Raw genomic sequence first — 17,995 nt, 5'->3', positions numbered from 1 at the left:
GGTGAGATGACGTACAATAGTATTAAGGTAGTTAAAGGAAATGGCGGTTATGGTGGGCCCTTAGTGATTACACCGACAGAAGAAAAACATAAATTTATTTACATTACAGGTGGCGGCGAGAAACCCGCAATCGTTGATAAAATCGTAGAATTGACAGGAATGGAAGCGGTCAATGGTTTTAAGACATCGATTCCAGATGATGAAATCGCATTAGCCATTATTGATTGTGGAGGCACTCTTCGTTGCGGAATTTATCCTAAAAAAGGAATTCCTACTATTAACGTTGTTCCAACTGGCAAAAGTGGTCCCTTAGCACAATACATTAATGAGACAATTTATGTTTCCGCTGTAGGCCCGAAACAGATTACATTGACATCAGAAGAAGCTGCTGCTGATACAGAAAAGCCCACCTCGAAAAAAACAGAATTTAAATATGATACAAGTAAAAAAATTACTGAACAAAAAGCGGAACAACAAAGTTTTGTTGCGAAAATTGGTATGGGTGCAGGAAAAGTTGTAGCGACATTCAACCAATCAGCCCGTGAAGGCGTACAAACGATGATCAACACAGTGATTCCGTTTATGGCATTTGTTTCTTTATTAATTGGTGTGATTCAAGGTTCAGGAATTGGTGAATTTTTTGCCAATATCATGGCGCCATTGGCAGGAAACATTGTGGGGTTAACAATTATTGGTTTTATTTGTTCTCTGCCGTTTCTTTCTCCTTTATTAGGTCCTGGAGCAGTAATCAGCCAAGTAATTGGTACGTTAATTGGTGTGGAAATTGGGAAAGGCAACATTCCGCCACAACTAGCCTTACCAGCATTGTTTGCTATTAATACACAAAACGCGTGCGACTTTATTCCCGTGGGCTTAGGCTTGGAAGAAGCTGAAGCTGAAACCGTTGAAGTCGGGGTCCCTTCTGTTTTATATTCTCGTTTCTTAAATGGTGCCCCTCGAGTACTAGTTGCTTGGTTAGCAAGTTTTGGATTGTATAGTTAAAAAATTTTTTTGGAGGATGGGAAATGTCAGTATTTACAACAAAGGTTCAGTCTATTGGACCAGAAGCCGAATTATTTAAAGAAGAAAAAATGGTCATCTTATTTGGAAAAGATGCACCAGATGCTTTAGCAGATTATTGTTATAACATTGAGGTTCAGCCAGTCACAGAAGCGATTACGGACAAGCAAACGTTAGTGATTGATGAACAAACTTACCAGATTACCGCTGTAGGCGAGGTAGTATTAACTAATTTAGACACATTGGGTCACATTACTATTAAATTTGATGGCGCAACAACACCTGAATTACCAGGTACATTATATGTTGAAGAAAAAGCTATTCCTGAAATAACTGTTGGTACAACAATCACTATTCTATAATTATCGTTTAAGGGAGGAACGTAAAAGATGGAATTTATGCTAGATACAATTAATCTTGAGGCTATTCGAAAGTATCAGAAAATTTTACCACTGGCAGGCGTGACGTCTAATCCCAGTATTGTTAAACAAGCAGGAAAAATTGACTTCTTTGCGCAGATGAAAGAAATCAAAAAAACGATTGGACAAGCGAGTTTGCACGTCCAAGTGGTCGGTCAAACGACAGAAGAGATGCTAGAAGATGCCCAAACCATTGTACAACAATTAGGCCAAGAAACATTCATTAAAATCCCAGTCAATGAAGCAGGCTTGGCAGCCATCAAACAACTAAAGCAGGCAAATTATCGGATAACAGCAACCGCTATTTATACAGAATTTCAAGGTTATCTAGCGATTGCGGCAGGTGCAGATTATTTAGCGCCTTATTATAATAGGATGGAGAATTTAACAATTGATTCTCAAAAGGTTATTGAGCATTTAGCTGCAGAAATTAAACGGACGAACGCAAAGAGTAAGATCTTAGCTGCTAGTTTTAAAAACGTGGCACAAATTAATCAAGCCTGTCAAATGGGGGCGCAAGCGGTCACTATCGCACCAGAACTCGTGACACAAGGCTTGGCAATGCCCGCCATTCAAAAAGCAGTAACTGATTTTCAGGAAGATTGGGTTGCTGTTTTTGGAGTAGAAACGGTAAACGAATTAGAATAAAAAGAACGAGAAGAAAAAGCGGCCATTTTTCTTCTCGTTCTTTTTTTGTTTCACATGAAACATCTACGATTATTCACTTGCTTAAAAATTAGACAATTTTCTTTATTTGTCAAAGAATTTCTTAAAAAAAAGGGTTATCTTTTGGGTATTTTTTTTGGTAGCAGTATGATGAGGGTATCAAATGATAGGAGGAAACGAGAATGAGATACACAAATGGAAATTATGAAGCATTTGCTCGACCAAGAAAACCAAAAGGTGTAGATGACAAGAGTGCCTATATCGTTGGTGGTGGCCTAGCAGGTTTAGCAACGGCTGTTTTCTTAATTCGTGACGGTCAAATGAAGGGCGAAAATATTCACATTTTTGAAGAACTCACGCTGTCTGGCGGTTCTTTAGATGGTAAATTTATTCCCCATGATGGCTTTGTCACTCGCGGCGGACGCGAAATGGAAAACCATTTCGAGTGTTTGTGGGATCTATTTCGTTCGGTACCATCATTAGAAGTAGAAGATGCCTCTGTCCTAGATGAGTTTTACCGGTTAGATTTAGATGATCCGAATTCTTCAAATTGCCGCATTATTCATAACCGTGGCGAACGTGTCCCCGATGATGGACAATTTACTTTATCCAAAAAAGCACAAAAAGAAATCGTTGATTTATTTATGACTTCTGAAGATCAATTAATTGGCAAAAAAATTGAAGATGTTTTCGGCGAAGAATTTTTTGAATCCAACTTTTGGATCTATTGGTGTTCAATGTTTGCTTTTGAAAAATGGCACTCTGCCATTGAAATGCGCCGCTATATCATGCGCTTTATCCACCACATCAAAGGTTTGCCTGACTTTACAGCCTTGAAGTTTACCAAATACAATCAATACGAATCGTTAGTGAAACCATTACTAAGCTTTTTAACCAATCAAGGGGTAGACTTTCAATATGAAACAACGATCAATGATATCCAAGTCGACATCAAAGGAGCTACTAAAGTTGCTCGGCGATTATTGCTGACACAAGCGGGCAAAACCAAAGAAATTCCTTTAACTGAAAATGATTTAGTCTTCGTAACGAATGGCTCAATTACTGAAAGTTCGACGCAAGGAGATCATCATACACCAGCACCAATTACTCATGAACTAGGGGGAAGTTGGAATCTCTGGAAAAACTTAGCAAAACAATCCCCAGAATTTGGGCACCCAGAAGTTTTCTGTGAAAATTTACCAGATGAAAGTTGGTTTGTCTCAGCAACGATTACGTGGGAAAATTTCGATATTGAACCGTATCTTTCTCGGTTAACACATCGTAAATTACGCACAGGAAAAATTGTCACAGGTGGTATTATTACTATCAAAGACTCTAATTGGATGATGAGTTTTGCTATGCATAGACAACCGCATTTTAAAGAACAAAATGATCAACAATCTATAACTTGGGTATATGGATTACTTTCTAATAAACCAGGAAATTATATCAAAAAACCAATCGAACAATGTACAGGCCAAGAAATTACGCAAGAGTTACTTTATCATTTAGGGGTCCCAGAAGGGGAAATTGAACGTATTTCAGAAGAATCGGCTACCACTATTCCGGTTTATATGCCGTTTATCACTTCTTACTTTATGTTAAGAGAACCAGGCGATCGACCATTAGTTGTACCAAACGGCTCTAAAAATCTTGCTTTCATTGGGAACTTCGCAGATACTGAACGAGATACGGTGTTTACAACAGAGTATTCTGTACGGACAGCGATGGAAGCTGTTTATCAATTGCTAGAGGTTGAACGCGGAGTACCAGAAGTGTTTGCTTCTGCATACGACTTGCGCGTCTTAGCAAACTCTGTTTATTATTTATCTGACAAGAAAAAATTAACAGAAATGGATATGCCGTTCGTGGAACGCAAAATGGTTGAACACTTTGTGAAGAAATTTGAGGATACGTATATTGGTGATATTTTAAGAGAAAATCATTTAATTTAGTTGAAAGAGGTCGGGATAGAAGTGTTTAACTCCGAGAAATAAGAAGGAATTTCCGAAAATTGTTCTATAATTTTTGGAGAATTTCGGCTTATTTCCGAAGGAGTTGCTTCTGTTCCCGCCGTTTATCAGTTTTTGAGCGTGGAGCAAAAATCCAAAGTGATTTTTGTCCCATGCTCTTTTTTGTTGGATTATTAACCGTTGAATAAATATTCATTATTGTGTATATTTCTTTTATGATTTTATGAATATTAAATATATAATATGTTGAACGGGAGTGGCCAGCGGGCAACTTCGCAAAAAAATCTTAATTTCTGAAGAGACTTTTTCGAAATTTTGTTGAAAAGAAGGCGCATTTTTACCATAGTTTCTTCACATTTAACGGCTATTATTTAAACATACCCGATAAACAAAACCCTAACAAAACACTTTTTCATTTTTTAACTCCTCCGCCCGCCCTTCCCCAAAGAGCGGGTTGTTTTTTTGCGTTAAAGTAGTTGGCATTTTGCGGGGAAAGGATTATCATTATAGAAGAAGTATATAGAAAAAGGCGGCGAGAAGATGGGACGTTGGCAAGAATTACAACAAGCAATGAGTGCTGGTGTAGAGGCGGCGATTGACGCTGGTTGGGACCGCCAAGCTGTTTATGGTTTAGTGGAAAGCGCCATAAAAGACACGCGTTTCTTGCCACTTGAGCAAGCGAAAACAGCAGTTGCGGAACTGTTTTCTGAAGTGGAAGAAGTGGGCTCTTCAGCGTATGAGCGATTATTTCGCTTTTCGGCTTATCGTCCGCAAGAAAAGCTCTCGTTACTGTTATGGCAATTAGGTGCAGTGTTGGATCAGCATGGCATGTTGCAATTAGTAGGACCTTATCGTTTCTCGAAGGCGGTTGCACCGCATGCGACGTTTTGGGATTTGTTGGCAAAAACAGTTCAAAAAGCCTATCCGTTAGGTCTTCTTGGGAGCTTTAATCAAGAGAAAGCGAAAAAGATACATCAATTAAGAATGTATATTGATCGTCAAAATATCACGTATATCCGCGATTTTTTTAAACAAGAAGGGGACACCGATGAACAGGCATTAAAACGCTATGTTTTTGCGGCCAAGCCGCAAGGGATGGGCGGGCGGAAGCTGAAAAAAAGCTCTGCTCGTTTGCACAACAAATACCCTGAGGGGGCATCTTATTCTTTAATTAATAAGAAACGATTGACGCCTAATTTTCACAGTGAGTTTATTTTGAATGAAGAAGGGACCTTTGTAACCCAGTGGGATGTGTTAGTTGAGGACTGGCGAGGCAGATTAATTAGTAATCCAGCCTATTATCAAGCGGCCAAAAACAGTGAATACCAGGAAAAAGTCTTGAATGGTGAATCGTTTAATTATGCAAATCGGAATAATCGTACCCATGAATTACTAGATAGTTCACCACCAGGGAGATTTGATCATCAATTACGAAAAACAGCCAAAAAAGGTTGGTTAAGTCCCCGTATCCAAGAATACGACTACCGCAGAGAACGACAAATAAAGTGCGATGATTATAGTAAGTAAAACAAGCCAATGTTTCACATGAAACATTGGCTTGTTTTACTCTTAGAGAAAGGCGGTTTTCGTTGCCGCCAATTGAACATTTTGGCCCGTGGCTAGAGACTTTTTACTACATAAAAAGGCGGGTTTTTCTTTTATCATTCAGGCAAAAATCTTCCGAAAAGCATTGCAAGAAATTGCTATTTGCGTTAAAGTAGGAAAAGATGATTGTGAAACATTTTTCTGTTTCACAAAAAAGGAAGGAGTCTTTATGCTACCCGAAGAATTTAGACAACTATTAGCCGCAAAAGGCATTGAATTGACAGACCAACAGATGACACAATTTGACCAATATTTCCATTTATTAGTAGAATGGAATGAAAAAATGAATTTAACAGCCATTACAGAAGAAAAAGAAGTTTATTTGAAACATTTCTATGATTCTGTTTCGTTGGCATTCTTTGAAGACTTTGCCAGTGACAAAGCCATTTGTGATGTTGGCGCAGGCGCAGGATTTCCAAGTATTCCTTTGAAAATTGTTTTTCCTTCATTAAATGTCACAATTGTTGACTCTTTAAATAAACGAATTACTTTCCTAACAGAGTTGGTGAATCAACTAGGTTTGGCTAATGTTTCTTTGTATCATGATCGTGCAGAAACATTTGGTCAAAAAGCAGAATTTCGTGGCGCATTTGATTACGTTACAGCGCGAGCAGTTGCACGATTAAATGTTTTAAGTGAACTGTGTTTACCCTTAGTTAAAAGAGAAGGCTATTTTTTAGCCTTAAAAGCATCGAAAAGTGAAGAAGAAATTAATGAAGCAAAACCTGCAATCGCTACATTAGGCGGTCAATTTCAAAAAGAAGTTGGTTTTACTTTGCCGATTACGGCAGACGAACGCCACATTGTCGTGATTCAAAAGAAAAAAGAAACCCCTAAAAAATATCCCAGAAAACCTGGATTACCAAATAAACAACCGATTAAATAAGATGGAGGCACACACATGACACGAATTATTTCTGTAGCGAACCAAAAAGGCGGCGTTGGTAAAACAACGACCACTGTAAATTTAGGCGCATGTTTAGCAAACTTAGGCAAAAAAGTCTTACTGATCGACATTGATGCACAAGGAAATGCTACCAGTGGCATGGGTGTCCCTAAACCAGATGTCGCACACGATGTGTATGATGTCCTTGTAAATGAAGAACCAATCACTAGCGTGGTTCAACATACCAGCCGTGAAAATTTAGATATTGTCCCTGCAACTATTCAATTAGCAGGCGCTGAAATTGAATTAACTTCAATGATGGCTCGAGAATCGCGCTTGAAATTAGCAATTGATGAAGTAAGAGACATGTATGATTTCGTTTTAATTGATTGCCCGCCTTCTCTAGGGCATTTAACAATCAATGCTTTTACAGCAAGTGATTCGATTCTAATTCCTGTTCAATGTGAATATTACGCATTAGAAGGCTTGAGTCAATTGCTAAATACGATTCGCTTGGTTCAAAAACATTTTAACCCTGAATTGAAAATTGAAGGGGTCTTGTTAACCATGTACGATGCTCGGACCAATTTAGGTGCCGAAGTCGTTGAAGAAGTCCGTAAATATTTCCGTGAAAAAGTCTATGACACGATTATTCCAAGAAATGTCCGTTTATCCGAAGCACCAAGTCATGGTTTACCAATCATTGACTATGATATTCGCTCAAAAGGTGCCGAAGTGTATCAAGCACTAGCAAAGGAAGTGTTGGAGAATGAATAAAGGCAAAGGTTTAGGCAGAGGCATCGATGCCTTGTTTCAAGATATCGCAAAGCTAGAAGATGTCGACGTTAAGAACGAACAAGTGACAGAAATTCTATTAAACGAACTTCGTCCCAATCCTTACCAACCGCGGAAAACATTTGATGAAACCTCTTTACAAGAACTTGCAAACTCGATTCTACATTCCGGTGTGTTTCAACCGATTATTGTTCGTAAATCGGCAGTTAAAGGCTATGAAATTATTGCAGGTGAGCGTCGGTTCCGGGCTTCTAAATTAGCCGGCAAAGAAAAAATTCCCGCAATTATTCGCGAATTTGATGAAGAATCCATGATGCAAGTTGCTGTTTTGGAAAACTTACAAAGGGAAGATTTAAATCCGCTAGAAGAAGCAGAAGCCTATGAAATGCTAATGAAAAATTTGAAATTTACACAAGCGGAAGTCGCAGAACGTTTGGGAAAAAGTCGCCCGTATATTGCCAATTATTTACGGTTGCTAACTTTACCAGATGCGGTCAAAGCAATGGTTCAAAAACAAAGCATGTCAATGGGTCAAGCACGGACGTTATTAGGCTTGAAGAACAAAGAACAGCTATTGCCATTAGCTAATCGTTGTATTAAAGACAATTTAACGGTTCGACAATTAGAACAACTTGTCGCTGAATTAAACGAAACACAAGGCAAAAAGGGCAAAAAAGCGAAAAAAGCCATCAAAGAAAAACCCATTTATATTCGAGAAAGTGAAGACCGCTTAATGGATAAATTTGGGACAACCGTAGCGATTCAAGAAAAAGAAGGCAAAGGAAAAATTGAAATTGAGTACTTGTCCTCTTCGGATTTGGCTAGAATTTTAGATATTTTAGATATTCATTTTGACGAGGAATAAAAAGCAAAGTGAGAAAGTAAGACAGAAAGTCACAAATCCTTTTGCTAGTTTCGTTAAAAAATGGTATTGTAATCATGGTATTTTTATATAAGTAAGAGAAGAAAGAAGGCTTGGAACATGTATGATTTAGGCGATATTGTCGAAATGAAAAAGCCGCATGCTTGCCAAGCAAATCGTTGGCAAATCATTCGCATGGGCGCTGATATCAAAATCAAGTGCACGAATTGCGGGCATATTGTCATGATGCCGCGTCGTGATTTTACTAAAAAATTAAAAAAAGTAATCGAGAAAAAAGCAGACTAATGCTTTGATGCCTCTAATAGAAAAGAGAATAGACTGAGAGAAAGAGTGGAAAACAAATGGCACTAACAGCTGGAATTGTCGGCTTACCAAACGTTGGTAAATCGACCCTATTTAACGCAATTACAAAAGCAGGAGCAGAAGCTGCAAATTATCCCTTTGCAACGATTGATCCGAACGTCGGCATGGTTGAAGTACCAGATGCCCGTTTACAACGCTTGACAGAACTAGTAAAACCGAAAAAAACAGTTCCCACAACGTTTGAATTTACAGACATCGCCGGAATTGTTAAAGGTGCCAGCAAAGGAGAAGGGCTGGGAAATCAGTTTTTAAGTCACATTCGTCAAGTAGATGCAATCTGTCACGTGGTTCGTTGTTTTGATGACGAAAATATCATGCGTGAACAAAATCGGGATGCGGATTTCGTTGATCCTTTAGCAGACATTGATACAATTAATTTAGAGCTAATTTTAGCAGATTTAGATTCAATCAATAAACGCTATACTCGCGTGGCAAAAATGGCGAAAGCAAAAGATAAAGAAGCGGTGGAAGAATTAGCTGTTTTAGACAAAATTAAACCAGTTTTAGAAGAAGGTTTATCTGCTCGTACGATTGAATTTACGCCAGAAGAAGAGAAAATTGTTAAATCTCTTTTCTTATTAACCACAAAGCCGGTCCTTTATGTAGCAAATGTTTCAGAAGATGAAGTGGCGGATCCAGACAACAACGAGTATGTACAACAAGTTCGTAATTTTGCAACCAGTGAAAATGCGGAAGTAATCGTAGTTAGTGCGCGAGCAGAAGAAGAAATTGCTGAATTGGATTCTGAAGAAGACAAGGCTGAATTTTTAGAAGCAATGGGCATTGAACAATCTGGCTTAGATCAATTGATTCGTGCGGCGTACGATTTGTTAGGCTTAGCTACCTACTTTACAGCTGGTGAACAAGAAGTTCGTGCATGGACGTTCCGTAAGGGAATCAAGGCACCTCAAGCAGCTGGGATTATCCACAGTGACTTTGAACGAGGCTTCATTCGTGCGGAAACAGTTTCTTATGAAGACCTAGATAAATATGGCAATATGCAAGCTGCCAAAGAAGCGGGCCGTGTTCGTTTAGAAGGAAAAGACTACGTCGTTCAAGATGGCGATGTTATGTTGTTCCGTTTTAACGTTTAAAAAAATGTGCCCAACAAGCAATTTGTTTTGGGATAAGCCCACATATTTAAGGCCATTCAGCCGTTTAGAAAGAGGTTCCCTCTACATGAGGGTGAGGAGGATACAACTATGGAAGCAGAAGCATTACGAGCAATCGTGGCTGAGAATCGTCAATTAGAACAGAATTTGACTAAAAGAAATGAACAATACATTTTTGACTTAAAAAAATCATTAAAAGCGGCTAATTTATCTGAAGAAGAGCTAGCATTGGCTCTACACGGTATTTTGCCAGAATTAGTAGCCGGTCAAAAAACAGGCAAAACAGCCCGTCAGTTATTTGGCACTGTTTCAGAACGGACGGAAGCAATTTTAAATAAACCAGCAGAAGTCAAAGAACCAGCGGGCTGGATGATTTGGCTCGACAATACCTTACTATTACTTGGTTTATTAACAATCATGTTAGCGGCGATGTCTCTATTTTCAAAAGGAACCGCACAACCTCTCGGATTAACCACATATATCTTAGGTGCGATGGCTGGGGGTTATGTTTTCTATCTAATGCACAAATATGTTTACCGTTTTGATCGTCAAGGTGGCGACAAAAGCAAACGTCCTGGTTGGTTAAAAACGACCGCCATTCTATTTGGTGGGATGTTCTTGTGGATTGCAGTTTTCGCTGGTTCAGCGATGCTACCACCAGTGATCAATCCCATCTTAGATCCGATGATTGCTTTAGTAATCGGTGCGTTAGCCTTTGTAGCACGCTATTTCTTCAAGAAAAAATACAATATTCAAGGTAGTTTCATGACACGTCAATAAACGGCGCGCGCTCAATTGTGAATGCGCTCGGCTGACGCAGAAACTGCAACAAGCAAAGTCGCTCTCTCAATAGAGCGTTTTAACAGTTAAAGCCTGGGGGATTAGTCGAAAAAACTAGTGTCCCAGGCTTCTGTTTTCAGAAGTTTGCTAAAGAAAGGAGCCTCTTATGGGACAACAAGTGAAGTCTTGGTGCCGTCAACACGACCGGCTACTCATTTTTATTAGTTTTCTCTTATTAAGTGGACTTTCTCTCTATTTTGTCTATTTTCAAGAGAATTTTTTACGAGCAAGTGATTTCCGCTTTCATCAAAATCGGGTGGAAGGTCTCGCATTAGCAATTAAAAACAACGACTGGTTTCCTAAAATCAATTATTTTTTCTTGGGAGGCTATGGCTATGCCTCTAGTTTGTTTTATCCAGATGCGTATCTTTATTTACCTGCGCTTTTGCGTGTTCTGGGGATTTCCTTTGTCGCTAGTATGGCGATTTTTGTTTTTGCGGTAAACTTGGCAACATTTAGTCTTACTTATTATGCAGGCCGATTAATGGCGCTCTCTAAAAAAAGAAGCTATCTCTTTGCCATTTTGTATGGCTTATCTATTTACCGCATGCAAGACTTGTTTAATCGCCAAGCGTTAGGAGAATTTTTGGCGCTAAGTTTTTTTCCGTTGGTCTTAGCGAGCCTGTTTTTATTACGAAAGGGAACCACGAAATGTTGGCCGTTGTTAACGCTGGCGATGACTGGGATTGGGTTGGCTCACTTTATTTCTATTGAAATGGTTTCTATTTGGATTGGGTTATACATTCTGTTTTATTGGCAGCAGTTTTTTAAAAAGGAGGTCCTGTTGGCATTAGCGAAGGCTGCAGGTTTGACGCTGCTTTGGCTGGCCTTTTATCTTTTACCAGTTGCTGAACAAATGAAAAATCAAGTGTTTAAAGTTACGTCCAATCCACTCACTTATATTTCCGAAAGAAGTTATCCTATTGTTTCTCTTTTCATTAATAGTTTAAAGAGCAGTGTTTTTCACGCGAAAACAGCGAATCTAGGAACCCTTTTGTTTGTGGGGCTTGTTGTAGCAGTGGTTTCGCTTGCCAGCAAAAAAATTCAGAACAAACGGTTTATTGGTTTGACGCTGGTACTCTTATTGATGGTTACCACGCTTTTTCCTTGGCACTGGCTGAACCACACGCCTTTAAATACAATTCAGTTTCCTTGGCGGTTTTTAGGGATTCTTTCTGTAATGCTCGCTTTTTTCATTGCACAAGACGAATGGGGCGTTTTCCGTAAATCTTGGACCGTGGCTTTGTTGGTTTTCCTTGCCATCAGCAATTTGGGCATTTATCAATATCAAAGTATTCAGTCACAACAAGGCCGCCTGTTAACAAAAGCTGAGTATGAGCAGCCAGCGCCTTTTTATATCGGTGCGGGCCATGAATATTTGCCAGATGAAATCAATTATCAGGAATTATTGAAACAGAAAAAACGACCACTTGATTATTCGGCAGAACAAGTAACCATTACAAATGTTAGAATGCCTTATGGGAAAATTTCATTTGACTACCAAGTGGTGAATCAATCAGCGAAGGTGACCGTTCCTTTTATTTATTACTTAGGCTATCAAGCCACGATTCAAATGAAAAACCAAACGGGCGCTAAAAAAATGAGCCTAACCAATCAAGGAGGCTTAACCGCTCTTTCTTTATCTGGTACAGGACATGTCGACATCCGTTACCAAAGAACAAAAGTGCAAAAAATAGGGACAATGATTACCTTACTTTCTGTTGGTGGTTTTGGATTTAGCCGATTTTTACAACAAAAAAAGAAACACAAGATAAAAGAACAACGATGAAAGTAGGACCTTAATTAGGAAGAGTTGAATAAAGGACAAACCGATTTTGGCGTTTTGTCCTTTATTCCTCATTGATTATTTAAACAAATCTAGTTGACTTCCTTAGTATTATCTGTTATTTTCATATATAAAATTAAGTCGAGGAGTGGACAAAAAAATGTCAAATTGGGAAACAAAATTTGCGAAAAAAGGTCTTACATTTGATGATGTGCTATTAATCCCTGCAGAAAGCCATGTCTTACCAAATGATGTAGACATGAGTGTACAATTAGCTAAAAATATCAAGTTAAATATTCCATTGATGAGTGCCAGTATGGATACTGTTACAGATAGTAATATGGCAATTGCGATGGCTCGTCAAGGTGGACTAGGTGTCGTACATAAAAATATGACTGTCGCCCAACAAGCAGACGAAGTACGTAAAGTCAAACGTTCTGAAAGCGGCGTTATCATTGATCCATTCTTTCTAACACCAACAAACTTAGTAGCGGATGCAGAAGAATTAATGAGTCGTTACCGTATTAGCGGTGTGCCAATTGTAGAAACAATGGAAAACCGTAAATTAGTCGGAATTATTACAAACCGTGATATGCGTTTTGTAACGGACTACCAAATCAAAATCGAAGAAGTCATGACAAAAGATCATTTAGTCACTGCGCCAGTTGGCACATCTTTAAAAGATGCAGAAAAAATCTTACAAAAACATAAAATCGAAAAATTACCAATCGTTGATGAAGCAGGTCGCTTAAGTGGCTTAATTACAATTAAAGACATTGAAAAAGTGATTGAATTCCCAAATGCTGCCAAAGATGAACACGGTCGTTTACTTGTGGCGGCAGCAGTCGGTGTCACTAGTGATACGTTCGAACGTGCGGAAGCATTATTAGAAGCAGGTGCGGATGCGATTGTCATCGATACTGCACATGGCCATAGTGCCGGCGTTATTCGCAAAATTAAAGAAATTCGTGAAACGTTCCCTGAAGCAACATTAATTGCTGGTAATGTTGCCACTGCTGAAGCAACCAAAGCATTGTATGATGTCGGCGTTGACGTTGTCAAAGTTGGTATTGGACCTGGTTCAATTTGTACAACACGTGTCGTTGCTGGTGTTGGTGTTCCTCAATTAACAGCGATTTATGATGCTGCTTCTGTAGCTAGAGAATATGGTAAAGCAATTATCGCTGATGGCGGTATTAAATATTCTGGTGATATCGTGAAAGCCTTAGCTGCTGGTGGACATGCTGTAATGCTAGGAAGTATGTTAGCAGGTACAGATGAATCTCCAGGCGAATTTGAAATTTATCAAGGCCGTCGTTTCAAAACTTACCGTGGCATGGGCTCATTAGGTGCAATGGAAAAAGGATCAAGTGATCGTTACTTCCAAGGAAGTGTCAATGAAGCAAACAAATTAGTGCCAGAAGGAATCGAAGGACGTGTTGCTTACAAAGGAAGCGTTTCTGATATTGTCTTCCAATTAATCGGTGGCTTGAAATCAGGGATGGGTTACGTCGGTGCAGCAGACCTGAAAGCGTTGCGTGAAGAAGCACAATTTGTTCAAATGAGTGGTAACGGATTGAAAGAATCACATCCACATGACGTTCAAATCACAAAAGAAGCACCAAACTATTCTGTTCAATAAAATAAAAGCTGATTTTTTTGAAATTTAAAAGAGGAAGACGTCATTTCGACGTCTGCCTCTTTTTCTGTAGAATGAAGGATTTGCTTCTGTTTCCGCCGTTTATCAATTTTTAAGCCTGTAACAAAAATCCAAAGTGATTTTTGTTACAGGCTCCTTTTCCTATAGAATAAAAGCCGTTATCTGATATCAGACAACGACCTTCATCTTCCCTTTATTTAATAACTGTTAGGTTACCCATGTAAGGAACTAGGACTTCTGGTACAGTTACAGAGCCATCTTCGTTTTGGTAGTTTTCTAAAATAGCAGCGACTGTCCGTCCTACGGCTAAACCAGAACCATTGAGTGTATGCGCATATTGGACTTTATCATTTTCATCACGGTAACGAATCATCGCACGGCGCGCTTGGAAATCTTCACAGTTTGAGCATGAACTGATTTCACGGTACGTCTCTTGAGCAGGAATCCAAACTTCCAAGTCATAAGTTTTCGCAGCTGAGAAGCCCATGTCACCTGTTGAAAGAGCCATGACACGGTAAGGTAATCCCAGTTTTTGCAGAATTTCTTCGGCATTATTCGTCATTTTTTCTAATTCCTCATAAGAATGCTCTGCATCACTAAATTTAACCATTTCGACTTTATTAAATTGGTGTAAACGAATTAATCCTCGTGTGTCACGACCAGCGCTACCAGCTTCAGAACGGAAAGAAGGGCTCAAGGCCGTAAAGTAAATCGGTAAATCCTTGCCATCTAAAATTTCATTGTTGTAGTAATTGGTTAAAGGGACTTCCGCAGTTGGAATTAACGTTAAATCCGTATCTTGTAATTGGAAGACATCTTCTTTAAATTTAGGAAATTGGCCAGTCCCGAACATGGCGGTGTCATTAACGATATAAGGCGTAATCATTTCTGTATAGCCATGTTCATAAACATGTAAATCTAACATGAAGTTGTATAACGCACGTTCTAAGCGTGCACCTAAGCCTTTGTAATAAACAAAACGGCTACCAGCTACTTTGGCACCACGTTCAAAATCTAGAATGCCTAAGTTTTCAGCGACTTCCCAGTGTGGTTTTGGTTCAAAAGCAAAAGTTCTTGGTTCACTCCAACGACGTACTTCTACATTTTCTTCTTCACCAGCACCAACAGGCACAGAATCATCTGGCAAATTCGGTAAAGTAGTTGTGATCCCACGTAGCTCTTCGTCAATAGCGTTAATTTCTGCATCTAATGCTTTAATATTGCCGCCGACTTCTTTCATTTCCGCGATTTTGGCCGTTGCATCTTCTTTGTTTCGTTTTAATTGAGCAATTTCAGCAGACACATCATTCCGGTATTTTTTCATTTCTTCGACTTTGACTAATAAATCACGGCGACTTTCATCTAAACGCAGAAATTCCACTAAGATTTCTTCTTTCACGCCACGGGTTTGTAGCTTTGCTTTTACTTCGTCAAAATTTTGACGCATCATTTTTACATCTAACATATTTTTTCCTCCTTAAAATTAGTACATAATCAATAATAACTGTTGTAGAAAACAACAAAAAAGCCATCTCACCCCAAAAATAAATATTCTTGGGACGAAATGACTGGAAATCTCGCGGTACCACCCAAGTTCAGTAATGTTACTGCCCTTGATTTGCAGATAACGGCTGCAGACCGTTCCAACTTATTTCGCTGGACACCTGGAAGAGACGGACTTCTTTATAGATGAATGTTTGCTCGCACCCCCGCAAACTCTCTGGAATTCAGTGCCATAAATACTTTTTCTCTTAGTTTTCTCTTTTCTATAGAATACCGAAAAAGTTCAGGGATGTCAATTAACTCTCTGATTTCTTGTTGGTACGCTGTAAGGGTAGATGAATAATAAAGGAAGTCCACTTTTGATCAGACTTCGCATAAATATATCCACCATGTAAAGCGACAATACTTTGTGCAATAGCCAGACCTAAACCAGTACCCCCCGTTTCTTGTGATCGGGATTCTTCGACACGATAGAAGCGGTCAAACAACTGATCTAAAGAATGTTTAGGGATAGCTGGTCCATCATTGCGAACAGCAATAATTGCTTCGGTGCCGACTTTGTCTACTTCCATTACAATATGATGGCCACCTTTGCCATATTTCAAAGCGTTTGAAAGAAGGTTGTTAAAGACTCGGACTAGTTTTTCCGTATCGCCTTCCATCATTAAAGAAGCTGGATTGGCTTTTACTTGGATTTGCATATTAATCTTTTTCGCTTCCAATTCAAAATCGGCAGCAAGCTGTTCAATTAATTGTGCCATATCAAAAGTCGTCGTATGAATCGGTACACTTGGTTGACGGACTTTTGTATATTCAAAAAGATCATCAACTAATAATTTCATTTGTTTCGCTTTGACGTAAGCGGTATGCGTATATTTCAGTAAATCTTCTTGGCTATGAAATTGACGATCTTCAATCAATCCCAGATAACCAATAATAGAAGTTAACGGTGTCCGAATATCATGACTGACATTCGTAATTAATTCATCTTTTGATTTTTCAATTCGCCGTTCATCTTCAATGGCTGCGACAGTACTATCCACCAGACCGTTAATACTCGTCACGACTTTTGCTAAATCACCACTTAATTCAAACGGAATGCGGTGATTGTAATTACCATCAGCGATGTAATGTAACTCACTGATAATATGACGCAATTGCATTTGATGGTAGCGACGAATTAAGCGCCAATAGAGAACAGCTGCATCTACTAAAAAGAAAATGGGTAAGACAAATTTATTCCAGCTCCAAAACAAATCAGTATTTAATTCTTTAGCGACCGCATCCTTAGTGGCCCAGATGACACCAGCTAAGGGCGAGTTTTCACTAAGTAGTTGTCCTAAAAGGAACATAATTGAGACATTTAATAGTAGTAATAAAACAATTGTCACAATTGCTTCTGCTAATAACTCGCTGATTTCTTTAGAAGTTAAGGTAATTCGTTTTTGTTTTTCAATCTTTTTAGGTTTAACGAGCATCGATCTTATATCCAACTCCCCACACTGTTTGAATGACTTTTTCTCCACCAGTTGCTTCTTCAATCTTATCTCTTAAATGACTGACGTGAACCATCACGGTTTTAGCAGAAACAATACTTTCTTGTTGCCACACACGCTCAAAAATTTCATCCGCACTAAACACACGATTTGGATGACTAGCTAATAGATAGAGGATACCAAACTCAAGAGCGGTTAATTGAATTTCTTTTCCTTCTATTGTTTTGACTTCGTGAGAGTCCTTATTAATCATTAATGGGCCGACTTCTAATTCATCGGGTTCTTCTTTGGTTAATTGCATTTGGCTTCTACGTAAAATAGACTTTACCCGAGCCATTACTTCTAAAGGATTAAAAGGCTTGGTGACATAATCGTCTGCACCAGCAACTAAGCCTTTGATTTTATCCATATCGGTTGTTTTTGCTGTTAACATAATAATTGGAATTTGCGATTCTTTTCGAAGTTCTTTCACTACTTCCATTCCATCCATGATTGGCATCATAATGTCCAAGATTAATAAATCGATATCTGGTGTTGTGTGCAATTTGGATAACGCTTCTTTTCCATCATAAGCTTTCACGACTTCGTATCCTTCATTATGAATATAAATACTCAATAGTTCTACAATTTCTTTATCATCATCTGCAACTAAAATTTTCATAAGCGTTCATTTCCTCCATATATAAAAAATCTCTTTTCCATATTTTAACAAATAATTGCTAAAAAGGACAAAATCCTTGATATATTACGATAAATTTAGAAGATTTTGCTAAAAGTTAATAAACTATAGCCAAAAAAGGATGAAAGGGGGTAAAAAACGAACGAAAATACCTATACCAATCATAATAATCGGTATTGAAAAAAAGTTTAAAAAAAGTGAAAATAATGATTGACCAATGCTTGAAATCTTGGTATATTATTACATGTCGCAAGGCGAGTCACACAGCTGAGCGATTCAGAAATCAATAATTAAATAACAATTCTTGAT

General features: G+C 38.6%; 16 protein-coding genes and 1 other annotated feature. Of the genes, 13 read left to right on the top strand and 3 right to left on the bottom strand.

Features of this window, described 5'->3' with window-relative positions; genetic code table 11:
• Positions 1-6 precede the first annotated feature (6 nt).
• The 13 genes from srlE to guaB all read left to right on the top strand — a co-directional run bounded on the left by srlE (position 7) and on the right by guaB (position 13,990).
• Positions 7-1,002 carry a PTS glucitol/sorbitol transporter subunit IIB gene (gene srlE / locus IGL32_RS12995; RefSeq protein WP_002355982.1) on the top strand — a complete coding sequence of 332 codons (996 nt, stop codon included), beginning with the start codon at positions 7-9 and terminating at the stop codon, positions 1,000-1,002.
• Positions 1,003-1,025: 23 nt separating this feature from the next.
• On the top strand, positions 1,026-1,382 hold the full coding sequence (locus IGL32_RS12990) for a PTS glucitol/sorbitol transporter subunit IIA (RefSeq protein ID WP_002355981.1): 357 nt from the start codon (positions 1,026-1,028) through the stop codon (positions 1,380-1,382).
• Between the two features lie 27 nt (positions 1,383-1,409).
• A complete protein-coding gene (locus tag IGL32_RS12985; protein ID WP_002368741.1) occupies positions 1,410-2,087 on the top strand; it encodes a fructose-6-phosphate aldolase in 678 nt (225 codons plus the stop codon).
• A 200-nt stretch (positions 2,088-2,287) separates the two neighbouring features.
• Positions 2,288-4,060, top strand: coding sequence for an oleate hydratase (locus tag IGL32_RS12980; protein ID WP_002361446.1), 1,773 nt, complete (start codon positions 2,288-2,290; stop codon positions 4,058-4,060).
• 558 nt (positions 4,061-4,618) lie between these two features.
• Entirely contained in the window at positions 4,619-5,605 is a 987-nt protein-coding gene (locus tag IGL32_RS12975; RefSeq protein WP_002397736.1) for a DUF3114 domain-containing protein, read from the top strand.
• A gap of 247 nt (positions 5,606-5,852) precedes the next feature.
• Positions 5,853-6,569, top strand: coding sequence for a 16S rRNA (guanine(527)-N(7))-methyltransferase RsmG (rsmG, locus tag IGL32_RS12970; RefSeq protein ID WP_010716707.1), 717 nt, complete (start codon positions 5,853-5,855; stop codon positions 6,567-6,569).
• Between the two features lie 15 nt (positions 6,570-6,584).
• Positions 6,585-7,346, top strand: a complete 762-nt coding sequence (locus tag IGL32_RS12965; RefSeq protein ID WP_002355976.1) for a ParA family protein — start codon at positions 6,585-6,587, stop codon at positions 7,344-7,346.
• On the top strand, positions 7,339-8,229 hold the full coding sequence (locus IGL32_RS12960) for a ParB/RepB/Spo0J family partition protein (protein WP_156210209.1): 891 nt from the start codon (positions 7,339-7,341) through the stop codon (positions 8,227-8,229). The genes IGL32_RS12965 and IGL32_RS12960 overlap by 8 nt, the downstream gene beginning before the upstream one ends.
• A gap of 117 nt (positions 8,230-8,346) precedes the next feature.
• Positions 8,347-8,532 carry a DUF951 domain-containing protein gene (locus tag IGL32_RS12955; RefSeq protein WP_002355974.1) on the top strand — a complete coding sequence of 62 codons (186 nt, stop codon included), beginning with the start codon at positions 8,347-8,349 and terminating at the stop codon, positions 8,530-8,532.
• A 56-nt stretch (positions 8,533-8,588) separates the two neighbouring features.
• Positions 8,589-9,704: a redox-regulated ATPase YchF gene (ychF, locus tag IGL32_RS12950; protein WP_002355971.1), complete on the top strand. Its 1,116-nt coding sequence runs from the start codon at positions 8,589-8,591 to the stop codon at positions 9,702-9,704.
• Between the two features lie 108 nt (positions 9,705-9,812).
• Positions 9,813-10,502 carry a DUF1129 domain-containing protein gene (locus IGL32_RS12945; protein ID WP_002363563.1) on the top strand — a complete coding sequence of 230 codons (690 nt, stop codon included), beginning with the start codon at positions 9,813-9,815 and terminating at the stop codon, positions 10,500-10,502.
• Between the two features lie 166 nt (positions 10,503-10,668).
• Positions 10,669-12,351 carry a 6-pyruvoyl-tetrahydropterin synthase-related protein gene (locus IGL32_RS12940; protein ID WP_002387419.1) on the top strand — a complete coding sequence of 561 codons (1,683 nt, stop codon included), beginning with the start codon at positions 10,669-10,671 and terminating at the stop codon, positions 12,349-12,351.
• 157 nt (positions 12,352-12,508) lie between these two features.
• Positions 12,509-13,990 (top strand): IMP dehydrogenase, encoded by a 1,482-nt coding sequence (gene guaB, locus IGL32_RS12935; RefSeq protein WP_002355966.1) that lies wholly within the window; start codon positions 12,509-12,511, stop codon positions 13,988-13,990.
• A 211-nt stretch (positions 13,991-14,201) separates the two neighbouring features.
• Here guaB and serS read toward each other — a convergent pair whose 3' ends face one another.
• From serS to IGL32_RS12920, 3 genes are all read right to left on the bottom strand, one after another.
• Positions 14,202-15,473: a serine--tRNA ligase gene (serS, locus tag IGL32_RS12930; RefSeq protein ID WP_002355965.1), complete on the bottom strand. Its 1,272-nt coding sequence runs from the start codon at positions 15,471-15,473 to the stop codon at positions 14,202-14,204.
• 87 nt (positions 15,474-15,560) lie between these two features.
• Positions 15,561-15,767, bottom strand: a binding site (T-box leader).
• Positions 15,768-15,807: 40 nt separating this feature from the next.
• A complete protein-coding gene (locus IGL32_RS12925) occupies positions 15,808-16,989 on the bottom strand; it encodes a sensor histidine kinase (RefSeq protein WP_002363566.1) in 1,182 nt (393 codons plus the stop codon).
• Complete coding sequence (locus IGL32_RS12920; RefSeq protein ID WP_002355963.1) at positions 16,979-17,668, bottom strand: response regulator transcription factor; 690 nt, start codon at positions 17,666-17,668, stop codon at positions 16,979-16,981. Before IGL32_RS12920 ends, IGL32_RS12925 begins: the two co-directional genes overlap by 11 nt.
• Positions 17,669-17,995 lie beyond the last annotated feature (327 nt).

This window comes from Enterococcus sp. AZ035 (genome assembly GCF_050548325.1).
Taxonomy (GTDB): Bacteria; Bacillota; Bacilli; order Lactobacillales; family Enterococcaceae; genus Enterococcus; species Enterococcus faecalis.
This window is presented reverse-complemented; position numbering and strand designations above follow the sequence as displayed.